This is a genomic window from Tianxiuia mixotrophica (assembly GCF_050596425.1).
Classification (GTDB): domain Bacteria; phylum Bacillota; class Clostridia; order Peptostreptococcales; family Acidaminobacteraceae.
In genome coordinates this window covers 483,769-500,097 of the sequence record NZ_CP192292.1, presented here as the reverse complement: position 1 = coordinate 500,097, position 16,329 = coordinate 483,769, and the positions used below count along the sequence as shown (strand labels likewise).

The 16,329-nt window shown below is 40.4% G+C and carries 12 protein-coding genes; 1 reads left to right on the top strand and 11 read right to left on the bottom strand.

From position 1 onward, the window contains the following. Position 1: 1 nt before the first annotated feature. The 7 genes from ACQ4KW_RS02345 to lon all read right to left on the bottom strand — a co-directional run bounded on the left by ACQ4KW_RS02345 (position 2) and on the right by lon (position 10,866). Entirely contained in the window at positions 2 to 2,770 is a 2,769-nt protein-coding gene (locus ACQ4KW_RS02345; protein ID WP_430884931.1) for a hypothetical protein, read from the bottom strand. A gap of 146 nt (positions 2,771 to 2,916) precedes the next feature. Then, positions 2,917 to 4,851: a GGDEF domain-containing protein gene (locus tag ACQ4KW_RS02340; protein ID WP_430884930.1), complete on the bottom strand. Its 1,935-nt coding sequence runs from the start codon at positions 4,849 to 4,851 to the stop codon at positions 2,917 to 2,919. 68 nt (positions 4,852 to 4,919) lie between these two features. Continuing rightward, positions 4,920 to 5,441, bottom strand: coding sequence for a peptidylprolyl isomerase (locus tag ACQ4KW_RS02335; protein WP_430884929.1), 522 nt, complete (start codon positions 5,439 to 5,441; stop codon positions 4,920 to 4,922). A 116-nt stretch (positions 5,442 to 5,557) separates the two neighbouring features. Continuing rightward, a complete protein-coding gene (locus ACQ4KW_RS02330) occupies positions 5,558 to 6,568 on the bottom strand; it encodes a hypothetical protein (protein ID WP_430884928.1) in 1,011 nt (336 codons plus the stop codon). A gap of 1 nt (position 6,569) precedes the next feature. After that, entirely contained in the window at positions 6,570 to 7,697 is a 1,128-nt protein-coding gene (locus ACQ4KW_RS02325) for a hypothetical protein (RefSeq protein WP_430884927.1), read from the bottom strand. A gap of 173 nt (positions 7,698 to 7,870) precedes the next feature. Next, a complete protein-coding gene (gene yihA, locus ACQ4KW_RS02320; RefSeq protein ID WP_430884926.1) occupies positions 7,871 to 8,497 on the bottom strand; it encodes a ribosome biogenesis GTP-binding protein YihA/YsxC in 627 nt (208 codons plus the stop codon). Next, entirely contained in the window at positions 8,497 to 10,866 is a 2,370-nt protein-coding gene (gene lon, locus ACQ4KW_RS02315) for an endopeptidase La (protein ID WP_430884925.1), read from the bottom strand. Before lon ends, yihA begins: the two co-directional genes overlap by 1 nt. 430 nt (positions 10,867 to 11,296) lie before the next feature. Here lon and ACQ4KW_RS02310 point away from each other — a divergent pair, with 430 nt between their 5' ends. Further along, positions 11,297 to 11,752 carry a hypothetical protein gene (locus ACQ4KW_RS02310; protein ID WP_430884924.1) on the top strand — a complete coding sequence of 152 codons (456 nt, stop codon included), beginning with the start codon at positions 11,297 to 11,299 and terminating at the stop codon, positions 11,750 to 11,752. Positions 11,753 to 11,897: 145 nt separating this feature from the next. On the opposite strand, the gene clpX is transcribed toward ACQ4KW_RS02310, so the two are convergent. From clpX to ACQ4KW_RS02290, 4 genes are all read right to left on the bottom strand, one after another. Further along, entirely contained in the window at positions 11,898 to 13,184 is a 1,287-nt protein-coding gene (clpX, locus tag ACQ4KW_RS02305; RefSeq protein WP_430884923.1) for an ATP-dependent Clp protease ATP-binding subunit ClpX, read from the bottom strand. 14 nt (positions 13,185 to 13,198) lie between these two features. Continuing rightward, entirely contained in the window at positions 13,199 to 13,783 is a 585-nt protein-coding gene (gene clpP / locus ACQ4KW_RS02300) for an ATP-dependent Clp endopeptidase proteolytic subunit ClpP (RefSeq protein WP_430884922.1), read from the bottom strand. A gap of 19 nt (positions 13,784 to 13,802) precedes the next feature. Then, positions 13,803 to 15,086 (bottom strand): trigger factor, encoded by a 1,284-nt coding sequence (tig, locus tag ACQ4KW_RS02295; RefSeq protein WP_430884921.1) that lies wholly within the window; start codon positions 15,084 to 15,086, stop codon positions 13,803 to 13,805. 439 nt (positions 15,087 to 15,525) lie between these two features. Next, complete coding sequence (locus tag ACQ4KW_RS02290) at positions 15,526 to 16,104, bottom strand: hypothetical protein (protein ID WP_430884920.1); 579 nt, start codon at positions 16,102 to 16,104, stop codon at positions 15,526 to 15,528. Between the last annotated feature and the right edge of the window lie 225 nt (positions 16,105 to 16,329).

Below are 16,329 nucleotides of genomic sequence, written 5' to 3'. Positions count from 1 at the left end.
ATTACTGCTTTAAAGAGTTCATATATATTTTGTAATACATTTCGACTTCTTTTCGAGCCTTTTCTTTCTTTTCACCTTCGGGAAGCGCCATCATCAGTGCTTCTGCCCTTCTAAAATCAATGTAGGCCTTTTCAGACGGACTGAGGGCATTGTACTCTGCATCGCTAATATCCACAAATCCGCTATCAGAGCTTACGCTTGTCCCGTCATCATAGTCTTCATCACTGTCATAATCGTTTTGACCAGCACTTGATGTGTCCTCATCATGCTCGTCATAGTAAGCGTACACGTACTCAAGTGCATTTGACACAACGGTATACTCACCTTCGGTCCAGTAGTCTCCATCATATTCAAAGTCCCTTGTGAAGGTCCCCGTTGTTGTTGACATGTCAACCATGTCTTTTGCAACTCTAATCAATTCATCATAGGATCTTTGAAGAATACCTACAGCTTCATCATCTGTTCGGTGGGCATACTCTTCAATAACGCCAAAGAAGGCGCCTAAGGCATCACGTAGGGTCTCAACCTTCTCCTCTTTTGTTTGGTGGTCTACTTTGTCATCCACTCCAGATGTATCAATCACCGCATCCCCATCATCATATGAATCAGCATAAGTTTGGTCTTCAATAGAATCATCAAACAGAGGCGCCTCTAAAGCGAAGTTCACATATCCCCTTCCATAGTCTGTGAATGAAAGAGCCTTGATCTGAACATCTGTGGTTCCATCAGGTCTTATCTGTGTCAATTGAACTTCGTCTGGACTGCCAAGAATAATATAGTCTCCACGCTTCATCTGAAACTTAGCCACCAAATTATTTGTATATGGATCTGTTAATGTGTACATCTCACCAATGGCTAAGATAACACCATCTTTAATTAGTTCTGATTTTACCGTACTGCCTGGCATGCCCCCTGATAAATTGACATCAATATAGAAAACGCCATTTAGGTAGTTCAACGCTCTTTGCTCGGCTTCAACTTTTTCTTTAATGAAACGCATGCGCAGATTTTTTTCCACCGTTTTGAAAACAGGTTGTAAAGTCTGAATGAGAAAGGCTCGATGCTGGGCTTCAAGTTTTTCTTTTTGTTCCTGAGTGAAACCCGCTTCAAAAGTCCATCCGTGACCTTGTAATTCTGCTTGAAGTTCTGCCACAGCTCCGTCATCTGACCATATCATTGCTGTATAGTCTTTTATTTCTTTCTCAACTTGAACTTTCATATCTTCCTGTGACTGAGCGGATGTCGCTATGTCCCAAAACTTATTGTACCACTCTGTTGGCTTTCTATAATTTCTCTTGTAATATTCTCCGTATATATCATCCAGCAAACCTTGTCTTAAGGCTTTCGCTTCACTCCCTAAGGTGTTGAGGGAATAGTCTATGAAGAAAATACCCACGCCAGCAATATTAAGGGCCGAACTCCCCCAGTGTGCAATGGCAAAATTTATAAAACCCTTTGTTGATGTTATTTTCGCAGAGTCATAGTTGCCGTCTCGAATTTCCATATAGACTTGGGTTAGGGTTGTCATCACACCGAGGTGCTTCATGATGTCTCCTGACTTGCCCATTTTTTGAACTTTGAGAACTTCATCTGCCAGAGTCACACCTGAACCTGTAAAGCCATATAGATTCATAGCTTGACTCCAACCGACAAGCTCCATTTTGTCCATGTTTCCAGTTTTCAATATTTCATCCGCTTGCGAAAGAATATCCGAACTTGAGTCATTAAAATTCAAGGTCGGCCTTGCCTTTTGTCGAGCGCTTTCAACAAGGGTGACCTTTGTCAAATGGTCCATATAAAGAACCGCTCGGCTCTCTTTCACTTCAGTCATAACAGGAATCCACTGCCCTAAATCTTCGTCATAGTACATGCCCTCTAAAACATCTTCAGGACGACCACTTATTACATCAGATGCCTCATAAGGGATAGACACTTCCAAATGTCCATCAAAAGTATGATGGTCTCCAAGTGTGATTTCATAGGATGCATGAACCTTGCTAATATTATCGTCAAGGTCCGGCCCTGCTTCAATAGGCTGAATTTCTAGGCTTTCTGTGTTTTCAATGCCCATACCTGGCAGCACCACTTGAAGACCATCAGCAAAGCTCACTTGCTTTGGTGTGATCCCAAGTGGAATATTTGAGGGGTCTTCCACAAGAATGACATCTTCTTGACTTATAAGTTCCACTGAACCACTGTCTGTGTTTCCACTGCCTGTATCCGTATTTACCGGGCCAGGCAGACTCCAAACTATAATGCAAACTATTAATACTGAACTGATGAGTCCTCTAAGTAGGAGCCTTGGTCTTGTTCTCTTCTCTGGCGGCAACCAGGGCAGTGCCAATCTGGGGTTTGCCATGCCAAAGAGGGTCCAGCCCGCCACAAGCAAAAAGAGCCCTACATTGAAAAGCAATAAGTCCTCTTTAAAAACAACCATCACTAATAATAAAACAAGCAGGGCAATTCTGCCGATTGGTCTTTTACTTTTATGTTTTCTCTGATCGTTCTGGCCTGCCTCTTCATTCTGCAAATTCAAATCTATTGTCTTCTTCGCATTCTTTCTTACTTCTTTCTTCTTTTTTGGTTTTTTCCGTTTATATGTCACTCCATTTTTCTTTTTTGCTTGTTTTTCTTCCATACTCTTACCTAGTGATTCTTTTTCTACAAGATTCGCTTGATCCGTTTCACCACTAACCTTTTGACCGCAATTTCCGCAATACTTGCTGTCTTGGCCCAAAGCCTCCCCACATGAAGTACAAAACTTTTCCAACGAAGATCCATCCCCCTATACCTTTTTCTCCTATTAATGGCCGCTTATGGCACTTTTCCTTATACAGAAAAGGAGCTGCATGATTTGCAGCCCCATTATGTCTTTAGATTCCACCAGATGATAAAGTATATTGATTAAATTTTATCCTAGTCCGCAACCTTGTAGGAGTTGCCCCCCTTAGCCTTGCTCTCATACATGGCTTTATCCGCCTTGGCTATGAGAATTTCAGTAGACTTCCCGTCGCGAGGATAATGACTAATGCCTGCGCTTGCCCCAATGGTACAAGTCACATCATCAAGCTCAATCGGCTTTGATATGGTGTCGATAATACGCTGTGTCAAGACTTCCACTTCATCCTGTGATAAGTCATAGCATGATGCAACAAACTCATCTCCACCCATTCTGGCAATCTTGAAGGCATCATTGGTGAAGAGCTTGAAGCGTTCAGCAATCTGCTGAAGAACTTCATCGCCAACTTGGTGACCATAGGCATCATTGACCTTTTTGAATTGATCGAGGTCAAAGTATACGATAAACATTTCCTTGCCAGCTGCCATATGCTCCTCTATGCGTTCTGCAAAAGCCCGCCTGTTTGGTAAGGGTGTGAGCTGGTCATGCATGGCCAAATATTCTGCCGAGCGTTGACGTGTAAGTCTCTCAGAAATATCGGTCCCAAATCCTATGACCTCAATAACTTGCCCCTCTGCATCCACACCGGATTCCACAACAGGTGACACAAGAACATCGAAGATTCGTCCGTTGTGCGAAGCTTCAAAACGGCTCTTTCCATTATTGAAAGCCTTTATAAGATGTTTTTTGGCCTTATCTACAAAATCACTGGAATATATAGCTTCCAACTTAACATGGTCAGAATCCGTGAGCACAACTTCATCTGCAGTAAATGCCATACCATCATTATAGGTCAGAACGATGTCACCATACTCATTCTTTTTACAGTGGAAAATCATTGAAGGCATACTCTGAATCGTTTTCTTAAAGGATTTAGCTAGGTCGAGTCTGTCTCTTTGAACATCGAGCAAAGCGCCGTACTTACGAATCATCCAGAAGTTTACAACGAGGATAGCCGCACTGGCCACAACTGTAAGGGCAATGGTTATGAGCATGAACTTTTGTAGGAGTTCATCCATTTTCAGGTTATTGATTATAATAACCAACATCTCATTTTCATTGAGTTTTTTCAGGACCAGTCTTTGATTGTTTCGGTCTAGGTCTTCAAATAGCATTTCCCCAGATGCCATCAAGTCATCGACATCATAATCTATCTTTGTAAAACCCGTATTTTTTATATCGCCGTATAATATGAGGGGCTCTTTGTTAGACCCTTCATACTCAGTGTTCCTATAAGCCTTTAATATATCGGCTTTTACAATACCAATATGGTCAACATAATCAATATTGTCTCTAATATCGTCAAGGGTCTTGTTGACACTGCCTGCTGCTCTGTCTGCGATCATTTCATCACTTTGAACATAGACATTGATTATATATTTCTCTTTTGGATTATGAATGTATCCAAACTTATAAAAGCCCTTCAGAGTATGAGACTTGGTCTTCGGTCCAACCCAGAAATCTTGGAAATACTGACCTCGTCCCACATCGACTGTCTCATTGTTTAAAAGCTGTTGAAAGGCATCGTGCCAGTATGACCATTTTTTAGTTGACATACCTATTTCATCTTCATTGGTAGAATTTAAAATGATGACATCACCATCTGAAGGCACAAAAATAGCCACATTGGTGAAGCCATGCTTTTTCTTGACCTCTTCAAGGTGTTCACTGGTTATGTCAATGGCCGCAAGACCTTCTAGGTCATTTCGGGCATTTTTTGCCTTTTCATATAAATTTGCATTTTGAAGGGCATCATAGTCCTTGGTCACAGCCATTGACTCATCTAATGACTGGCTTATAAAGGACACATACCTTGATAACTCCTGTTTTTGCTGCTGCTCAAAACTGTTCTGAACAACGCTGAATATAAACAGGAATTCCAGTGCAATCATGCTCAAAATAATGACCATGACAATACCCGCAAAATTGTCTACTCTAAGCTTACTTCGCATGTTTTTTCCTCCAAAACAGGGCTTATTTGGTTCTCTACCATATAAGCCCTGTTGAGTATTCTTAGTTATTAAACTGTTTCTGGTTCTGGGTACTCTTCACCGAACGTTTCAACAGTTACAGTTTCCATCTTTTGCTCTTCCGATGGACGATCAAAATGATCCGTGTACTGGTTTGCGATTTCATCAACAACATCAAGACCTTCAATCACCTTACCAAATGCCGCATAAGACCCATTTAGGTGCGGAGAATGCTGGTGCATAATGAAGAACTGCGATCCTGCTGAATCTGGATGTTGGCTTCTAGCCATTGATAAAACGCCTGCTGTATGATCTAGGTCATTTGTGAATCCATTAATTTTGAACTCACCCTTGATACCATACCCTGGACCACCCATACCTGTTCCGTCTGGGCAACCCCCTTGAATCATGAATCCGCGAATAACACGGTGGAATATGAGTCCATCGTAGTATCCTTTTTGAATGAGTGAGATGAAATTATTCACTGTATTTGGTGCAATTTCCGGGTAAAGTTCTGCTTTGATGACTTGACCCGTTGACATTTTAATCGTAACCACTGGTTTTTTAGCCATTTTCATACCTCCTAAAGTATATAAAAGGAGTTTGTACTCCCATACCACTATAATAGAATATCATTGTCTAGACCAATTTTGAATAAAAACATTTGCAAAACTTCCACTAGACCCTATTAAAAATAAGAGCCTCTTTCACTTTGATTCTTGTCTTTAGAATCAGGAACATCTTTGAAGACACTTCTAAATCGGAAAATGGTCCATATACAAATGAGAGCAAGAAGAATTGACACTGTTTTTAAAAATATACCCGTCCCCTTGCCAAAGTGAGCCGAAAGGTTTTTCTTCTGTAAGCTTAAAATCAAATAGGCCCCATAAGAGGGACTGGTCCGCGCAAAGGCATAATACTCCTTATAACCACTTGGTGTTTTTATTTGATACTCAAAATGCCCTGAGTCTTTTTCACTGGCAAGTTCAAACACATTCTTCCCTGTTCGCATATCTAAGACTTCCACCGACTCAAATCGATTTAAGCCCTCAGAGCTATATATAATTGAACGATCGCTTCCAATAACCATGAGGCTAACCCCCATAGGTTGTCGCCTAATATGTTCTTCGATTCTAGCTTCAATACTATCTTCAAACTGCTGATGCATAACATCTGACTGCGAAATATTTTCTGAAGCCACAATGACAATATCATGGTCCTCGCAGTATTTTGTCGCCACACGCCAGTGGTCCTGCTTTTCAAAGTGATCAAAATACTGAACAGAGTCTGTTAATAGTTCAAGATTTTTTCCATAATAAGACTCCATAAACTTGGCAAAACGCTCTGTCGGTACCATAAATACCTTTTGCCCCTCCAAGTTTTTCATGACTTCATCTTCAACACTTAGTGCCTCAAGATAGCCAGGGTTTGATGTATGAAGAATGTCAACAATCCCATCCATGCGCGTTACAATGTCTTTGTTGACATAGTCATCACTTAGCTTTTGTAAAACCTCTCCTGCACCTGAGTAGTTTTCATATAGGTTTTCAAGCTCCAAGGCTCTCGCTTCCAGTATTTGACCAGCCTTGTCACTATAATAAACATCCACCATTCTAATTGCAATGAACAAGAGTAGAATGACCATGAGAACAACCACAAGCACATAGGCATTGGCAATATTTCTTATCTGTTTTTTCATATTATGATCGACCTCCTTGCTGCTCAGCAATGGGATCAATGAGTATCACAAAATTTTGATAAAGCAGAACCAATATAAGGAGCGATACCAAGAAGGCTGTCACAGCCATTAATCTGAGTTTTAGTATAATCTCAGATGTGACTTCATTGTATTTTTCAACATCAGCCTCAACCACAATGATATGCTTCTCATCACTAGACTGAAGTATATAGGCCAGCTTTTCTTCTGCCTGACCAGTGGCCTCATTCAATATGGCGTACTCAACAAAGCCGTCCTTATTTTCACTGTATAGCTCACTTAAGTCCTTGTTGGTTTTTAGGTCTATTTTAGATACTTTTCGTCCAATGAGGTCCTTTTCCACACCAAATTCATAAAAGTAATATGGATTAAGAACAAATGCAGACTCAACAATATCATAAGCAATCGCACCACTCAGGCCACTTCGAATGGTAATGTCTTCACCATACGCTCTGTACGTTTCAGCGCGTTCGCCTTCCTTAACGGCAAAAATAAGCCATTTCCAGGTGGGTTCATATGCAAAATATCCGCTTAGTATTGACTCACCACGTAAAATATCTGTCGTCTTAATGGTTCCAAATAGACTGCCCTTTGACACAGCGCTTTTCAATATGTCCTTATTTTGAGAATTAAAGTAGAGATTAATCCGCCCACTCTCTCCACTCGGATAGAGAAGCATCCCCTTATCGAGACTATACACAGCCATTGTGCCATCCATATTTTCCCTAAAAGCCTCAATGTTCTTTAAAATTTCCCTTTGTCCGATCATGATAGACTCTTGATCTTCAAGGGAATTTTGGGCATTTTGAGTATTTTTCGCCATGTTCTTTTGCCTGTCTTCAATAATAGACATGACAATATCAACATGCCCTTTTAATGCATTGTTCATATTAAAAGACATGCTTTTATCAATTAATGACAGCCCCTCTTCAAGATCCTTTAAAACCTCATTGGTTTCCATGGCCTGAAATGCCACGCTGTCTCTTACCCTCTCATCAAATTCAGCGCGGATAAGAAACTGTGTGGCCACATCAAATACCAAAAACAGGACCACCGTCATCACGATTAAACCTATAATGACTTTATTGTGAAAAAAGCGATTCGAAATCATTTTCGCCCCCTTAACTTGGGTTTATGACTCTCAACAGTCCCATTATATCATGCTCTGTACATTTTTTAATACAGAAAATCCCAAGCTCGTGACCATCATATCAAACAAGTTCATCTTCACTTATATAAAAAAGCACCTAGAACATTTTTTAAATGTTCTAGGTGCCTTAAGATTTACTTTTCAGTCTGTCGTTCCACATGAACATCGTAACCATTGAGTTCAAACAAATGGTTAAACATGTCCCATATTTCATACTTTCCATAGCGATTTGTTGCAGAAGCCGTATAGACAGGCATATTATCAGGCATACCCAGTGTTTTTCGAATCAAATTCTTTTGTTTTTCAAGTTGACTGGCCTTAACCTTGTCATGCTTTGTTGCTATGACGATCCCATTAAAGCCACATTTAAGAATCCACTGATACATCTGAACATCCTGCTCTGTCGGCTTATGACGTAAATCAACCAACTGGATGACTTCCAGAAGGGTCTTTCTATTGTTTAGGTATGTTTCCATAACCTTTGCCCAAGCCGCCTTTTGTGTCTTAGAAACCTTGGCATACCCATATCCCGGAAGGTCAACAAATCTAAACTTGCTGTCAATGTCATAGAAGTTGATTGTCTGAGTCTTGCCTGGTGTGGAGCTTGTTCGAGCCAAGTTTTTTCTGTTGATCAACATGTTGATCAAAGATGATTTACCCACATTCGAACGACCAGCCATAGCGATCTCAGGCAGCTCATCTTCTGGATACTGTGATGGATTAACCGCACTGATTATAAACTTACTTTCACTAATCTTCATTATTTTACTTCCTTCTTGGTTGCCTTTTTGCGACGCGTCGTCTTTTTAGGTTTTACAAGAGCATGCTCCAGAACTTCATCCATGTTCTTAACTGGAATAAATTCTATCGCTTTTTTCACTTTATCATCAATTTCTTCTAAATCTTTAATATTATCGTGAGGGAACAGCACCTTTTTTATGCCGGCGCGTTTTGCAGCAAGTGATTTTTCCTTAAGTCCACCAATTGGAAGAACACGACCTCTTAACGTGATTTCCCCTGTCATAGCCACTTCTCGGTTGACCGGGATTTCAGTCAAGGCTGAAAGCACTGCCGTTGCCATAGTGATACCCGCTGACGGTCCATCCTTTGGAATGGCGCCCTCTGGAATATGAATATGGATATCCATCTTTTCATGGAAATCCTCTGGCATTTCAAATTTCTCAGATATTGAACGAATATAACTGATGCCTGCACGTGCTGACTCTTTCATAACATCGCCCATCTGGCCTGTTAAAACCAGTTGTCCCTTGCCCTTCATAGGTGTGACTTCAATGGAGAGTGTTTCGCCACCAACAGCCGTCCACGCAAGGCCTGTTACAATGCCCACCTGGTCTTCTTCTCCAATAATATCATGACGATATTTAGGAATACCTAGAGCCTTATTCAAGTTTGATGTGTTAAAGCGCACCGTGCTGACTTTTTCTTCTACAATTCGCGTTGCGGCCTTACGGCAAACAGAAGCAATCTGTCTTTCCAGTTCACGCACACCAGACTCCCTCGTGTAATTATTGATAATGGCTCTGAGAGTCTTTTCAGAAAGCTGGAGATTGTCATCTGTTAACCCATGTTCCTTAAGCTGCTTTGGAACAAGGTACTGCTTGGCAATTTGCAGCTTTTCCTCTTCTGTATACCCACTGATTCTAATGACTTCCATACGGTCAAGCAGAGGTCTTGGAATCGTATTGAGGCTATTTGCAGTCGTCACAAATAAAACCTTTGAAAGATCAAAAGGAACATCTAGATAATGGTCTTTGAAGTCTTTATTTTGCTCTGGATCAAGCACTTCAAGAAGGGCTGACGCAGGATCACCTCTAAAGTCACTTGCAAGCTTGTCTATTTCATCAAATAGGAAAACAGGATTTTTCGTGCCCGATTCCTTTATACCCGTAATAATGCGACCTGGAATGGCACCGATATATGTTCTTCTATGCCCTCTAATTTCAGCTTCATCACGAACGCCACCTAGGGACATACGCGTAAACTTTCTATTGAGTGAACGGGCAATGGATTTTGCAATGGAAGTCTTACCAACACCCGGAGGTCCCACCAGACAAATAATAGGACCCTTCATGCTTTGAGTCAGCTCACGAATAGCCAAATACTCAAGCACACGCTCCTTAACCGTTTTCAGACCGTGATGATCTTCATCAAGAATTTTTCTTGCCTTAGTCAGATCAAGGGTGTCTTTTGTTTGCTTATTCCAAGGCAGTTCTAAAATTGTATTGACGTAAGTTCTAATAACATTTGATTCTGCAGAAGACGGCGACATCTTGGAAAGACGATCAATTTCTTTTTCAATCTTCTCCTTGACCTTTTTAGACGTCTTCAGTTTTTTTAGAGCCTTACGCATCTCATCGACTTCTGAATCACCAGAGTGGTCTTCACCCAGTTCTTCACGAATAACCTTAAGTTGCTCACGCAGATAGTATTCCTTTTGAAGCTGGTTGATTTGACTGCGGACCTTGTCATTAATGTCCTTTTCCACTTCAAGGATTTCAATCTCACTCAGAAGCATTTCATAAATGACTTCAAGACGCTCTTTTGCAGTCACAGCTTCAATAATTTGCTGTTTTTGATCTGTTTTCAGAACCATATGAGACGCCATCGTATCGGCAAAACGTCCTGGCTGTTCAATTGTAGGCACAGAAACCATAACGTCAGGCGAAACACGGTTGCTCACTGAGATATACCGTTCAAAGGCATTCACGCATGCACGCATAAGTGCTTCTGTTTCCTTGTCTTTAACATCCTCTTCATCAAACACCTGGATTGATGCTTTAAAATAAGGCTCATCGTGAAGGACTTCTGCAATTTTAGCACGGCTTAGACCTTCCACAAGAACGCGAATAGCGTCTCCTGGGAGCTTAAGCATTTGCTTGATTTTACAAATGGTTCCGATTTCATAGAAGTCACCTTCCTCAGGAAGGTCAACATCAATGTCCATTTGTGTTGTTAGAAAAATCTTTTGATCTTTAATCATGGCCTCTTCTAGCGCCTTGATGGAACGATCTCTTCCAACATCAAAATGTAATACCATATATGGAAAAATAGATAGACCTCTTAGAGGAATCAGGGGCATTTCGACATATTTCTTAATTTCTTGACCCATGTTCTCATCTCCTTTGTTGCCGCAAATCTCTATAATTCATTATTGCGGTCTTTATATCGTTACTCTATTCATACTCAAACTTGTCTCTTTCAAGCTAAATTTTATTTTATATACACTTATTTTAGCTTAAAATCTATTGAAACTAGCTAAATTATACTTACTTACTGGGAGATTCGCAAGCCTAAGTCGTAAATTCGGCCTATTGTTCAAGGAATATTCACAATTGATGGGTGTTTTTGCCTTGTAAAATTCGTTTTAGCCTTGTAAATGTATGTTTTTTTGAATATTTTATTCGAAAAACTGGTTTTCAAGCATATGCATTATAATTTCCCCTCAATTTTCAACTCACATTTTTAGCACATCTTTCATCATCCAGCAATTGACATTTTATTCCAAATGTATTATTCTATTCGAAGAAAGGAGGAAAATTATGGATTTTTTATACTATCTTGAACCTGGCATCGTATTCATTGCACTGGTGATTTGCGTGATAGGTATTATAAGCTTTGTTATAAGTTCTTTATCACTTATGAAAATGGCACAGAAGAAAAACATTGAAAATGCTTGGTTGGCTTGGATACCTGCCGGCAACTTTTTTATCTTGGGCAAACTTATAAAAACCATCTCTATTCGAGACAAGGTATATGAAAATGCTGAACTTATCTTACCAGGTGCTTTCATACTATATCTGGTAGTTAATCAGGTGGCTCTTATTGGAACCATTGCATCTTTGGCTTTTTCTGTCCTTGTTTTTTATAGTTTTTATGGTTTATTCAAGCTCTATGCTCCTACAAAAGCTAAAAAATACATGATCTTGTCTATTCTGTTGCCTGGCTTAGGCGCCAGCTATGCATTGTATAGAATCAAGGATATAAGACCCCTATAAAACCGCACTATCTCTTGTGACTCAAAATATGAAAACAATACGTGAAAAGATATTATCTATTTTAATACAGCATATGTTGAGCATACAAAGAAAAAGGAGCCGATCAATCGGCTCCTTTTAGCTTATAATAACAGTTCCATAAGAACTATGATGCATTTTCTTCTTCAACATCATCCGTCTTCTTATTCTTTGATTTTTTTGCTTCAGAAAGAACAAGGGTTGGCTGTTGATTTTTTTCGATAGTTTCCTTCGTAACGATGCATTTCTTAATATCGTCGCGGGATGGAATATCGAACATAATATCAAGCATTGTGCCTTCAACGATGCTTCGAAGACCACGCGCACCTGTTTTACGTTCAATGGCTTGTTTTGCAACAGCCTTGAGAGATTCTTCTTCAAATTCCAGCTCAACGCCGTCAATTTCAAAGAGTCTCTTATATTGCTTAACAAGAGCGTTCTTAGGTTCGCTTAAGATCTTCATTAGAGCTTCTTCGTCCAGTTCATGCAGTGATACGTTCACCGGAACTCGACCAACAAACTCTGGGATCAGACCGAACTTGAGAAGGTCTTGGGTCTCTAGTTTTTCTAGAAGAACACCAATCTCCATTTTTTCTTTCGTTTGAAGTTCTGCACCAAAGCCCATCGCTTTTTTACCAGTGCGTTTTGATATAATCCTATCGATTCCATCAAAAGCGCCCCCACAGATAAACAAAATATTCTTCGTATCAATCTGTAAGAACTCCTGGTGTGGATGTTTACGTCCGCCCTGAGGTGGAACGCTGGCAACAGTGCCTTCAATAAGTTTAAGAAGTGCCTGCTGAACGCCTTCGCCGCTGACATCTCTTGTGATTGATGGGTTATCAGACTTGCGGGCAATCTTGTCGATTTCATCAATGTAAATGATGCCCTTTTGAGCCCGCTCAATATCGTAGTCTGCTGCTTGAATAAGCTTTAACAGGATATTTTCAACATCTTCTCCAACATACCCTGCTTCCGTCAGTGCTGTTGCATCTGCAATAGCAAAAGGTACATTTAAGATTTTTGCAAGTGTTTGAGCAAGCAAGGTTTTACCCGAGCCAGTAGGACCCATCATGAGAATATTAGACTTTTGCAGTTCAATTTCATCATCATGGTGAGTATCTGTGTGAATACGCTTATAGTGGTTGTACACCGCTACAGACAGCGTCTTCTTCGCACGGTCCTGACCAATTACATAGTCATTCAGAATCTCATAGATTTCTGCCGGCTTTGGCAGGTCCGTCAGATCCAAATCATGATGATCATGGATTTCTTCTGAAATGATTTCATTGCACAGGGCAACGCACTCATCACAGATGTAGACATTTGGACCAGCAATCAATCTTTTGACTTGGTCTTGCGACTTGCCGCAGAAAGAACACTGGAGTTGTCTTTTGTCATCGTATTTGGACATATCCTACCTCGTTTCTACTTACGGTTTTCAACAACTTTGTCGATGAGACCGTACTCCACAGCTTCCTCAGCACTCATAAAGTTATCACGGTCAGTGTCTCTTTCAAGAACTTCAAGAGGTTGACCTGTGGTTTCACTCATGATTCTGTTCAGCTTGTCACGCATTTTTAAAATACGCTCCGCGTGAATTTTAATATCAGTTGCCTGACCTCTTGTGCCACCAAGTGGCTGGTGAATCATAACTTCGGCATTTGGAAGAGCTAGACGTTTCCCTTTTGTACCTGCTGTTAGAAGAAATGCACCCATGCTGGCTGCCATACCAACGCAGATTGTGGATACGTCTGGTTTAATATATTGCATCGTGTCATAAATCGCCATGCCCGCAGTGATAGAACCACCTGGACTGTTGATATACACACTGATGTCTCTGTCTGGGTCGTCAGCTTCTAGGAATAGGAGCTGGGCAACCACCACACTCGCCGTTTGATCGTTGATTTCATCACCGATAAAAATAATTCTGTCTTTTAGGAGTCTTGAATAAATGTCGTACGATCTTTCGCCGCGACTGGTCTGCTCTACTACATATGGTACTAAAGCCATGAGCACTCCCTCCAATCCATTATACTAGTTTTGCGTTCTCAACAAGGAAGTCCACAGTTTTTCTAGTTTCAATAGACGCCTTCATGTAATCTGTTTGACTACCAAGCATCTTCTTAATTTCATCTACAGATTGACCCTGCATTTCAGCAAGTCTTTCAAATTCTTTCTCTAGATCTTCTTCTGTAACTTCAATGTTTTCCTTCTTAGAGATTGTTTCCAGAGTTAGAGATGTTTTAACACGTGTTAGTGCATCATCTTGCATTTGCTCACGCATTTCTTGCATTGTTGTACCTGAGAATTGTAGGTACTTTTCAAGGTCTAGACCTTGGTAACGAAGTTGGTATTCGAAATCTTGAAGCATGCCATCAATTTCAGATTCTACCATTTGATCAGGAATTTCTGCAGTCATATTTGCAACAACAGCATCGATTACGCGATCACGAGTAGCTGCTTCTGATTGGCTCTTCGCAGACTCTTCCATCTTCGCCTTGATATCTGCTTTTAGTTCTTCAAGCGTATCAAATTCAGATGTATCTTTAGCAAACTCATCATCTAGTTCTGGAAGTTCTTTTACTTTTATACCCTTTACAGCCACTTTAAACACTGCGTCTTTACCTGCAAGTTCATCAGATTGATATTGGTCAGGGAACGTCACATTAACGTCTACGTCTTCACCAACATTCTTGCCGATAAGCTGTTCTTCAAAGCCAGGGATAAATGAACCTGAACCGATTTCAAGATTGTGGTTTTCACCTTTTCCGCCTTCAAATGCAACGCCATCTACAAAACCTTCAAAATCGATAATTGCAGTGTCGCCATTTTCAATGGCTCTGTCTTCAACAGATACCAGACGGCCATTCATTTCTTGCTGCTTCTTTAGTTCCATTTCAAGATCTTCATCAGAAATTTCAGCGCTTACTTTTTCCACTTCAAGACCTGTGTAGTCACCTAGAGTCACTTCAGGCTTAACAGCAACAACCGCTTCAATAACAAGATCTTTGCCTTTGCCAATTTCCTTGATGTCAATATCAGGACGTGCAACAGGCTCAATTTCAAGACCGTCAATAGCCTCTGAGTAAGCTGGTTGAAGAACAACTTCTAGAGCGCCATCAAAGAAAACGCCTTCGCCGTAGTTCATTTCAATGATCTTTCTAGGTGCTTTGCCTTTTCTAAAACCTTGAAGGTTAAAACGACCACGTTCCTTCATATAAGTTTTCTGCACTGCCTCCTCAAAATCTTTTGCAGGAACAGTGATGTTGATCGTTGCAACATTCTTTTCTGTTTTTAACAGTTCGTAGCTCATGATATTTCCTCCTACCAATATAATATCGTATTCGTTTCGGTTGCTACCCGAGTTTTTCGGATTTAACTCGGTTATTTTGACCAAATACTTGCTTTGTTTCAGAACACTCATGAAACTTGCTCTTGATATGCTGGGCATTCAATTGACCTTGATCCTTATATGTTTCTAAGCAAAGGCAATCAAACAGGCCCGCAGACCATGGTTCAGTGTCGTGAATAATCTGTTATATACCCGAACGGGTTATACCTGGTTTATCCATGTAATTTGCCAACGAGGTGCTGAAACTATGTGTCACTCACAAATCGTTAGTAAATTACATGAATACGCCAGGTTATGCCTAAGACAAGGAAAAACCAATGGAATACACCATTGGCTTATTGTCGATATCCTTCAACTATATTATTACAATATAAATAAGTTGTAAACACCTGTTTTCAACTTAATCAGGCTTCACGCCATAGACATCCAGCAGTGTCTGTTCTAGAACCGCTGAAGGCATGTCCTGACCATTCACGCGGTAGTTCTCAATTTCAATTGATCCATCCTCGAAAACCACGAATCTAAACTCATGGAGTTTATCGAGCATGTCCCTGCCTGAAAACGTTACAGTTTGAACAGCGCCATACTCTCCGTAGATCCATTTGGCACTGAAGAAGTGATTGGAAAAAGCATCTCCAATTTGCTCAAACCTAGGCCAAGGATAATCCTTTAAGTAATTCATTTTAACAACATCTTCCGGGCGGTCATTGATCAATAACCTGTTTTTTGTTTCATTCCAGTCAACATCTTTTTCAAGAAGCTGAGCCATTTGTCCTGCATCAATGAAAACCCGTCCCCCAATAACGAGGGCCTCATCATAAGCAACAAGTTCCTTATAATGCATGCTCATTTCAACGGGCTCATATTCCGGATCATTTGCGCCCTCAGCAGGCAACTCTGACATGAATGTCATGGTCATAAATCCAAAGAAAATGGCAATAACAAGACCCGCTATTACGCCTTTTGTAAATGTTCCCATCTCATGCCTCCTATCCTGTTTACACTCACCAATAATGACTTGTACTTTTCTCTATCTAATATTTTATTCGTATCTGACTGTGCCTTTTCTCTATAATATAGACACACGCAAATCTTTGTCTGAATATTCTTTCATTTAATGTAGTAAAAACACATTATCCTAATGTCAGAAAAATTATAGCATAAGATGATAACATATGCTCATTTATTACCAAGAGTTAAGAAG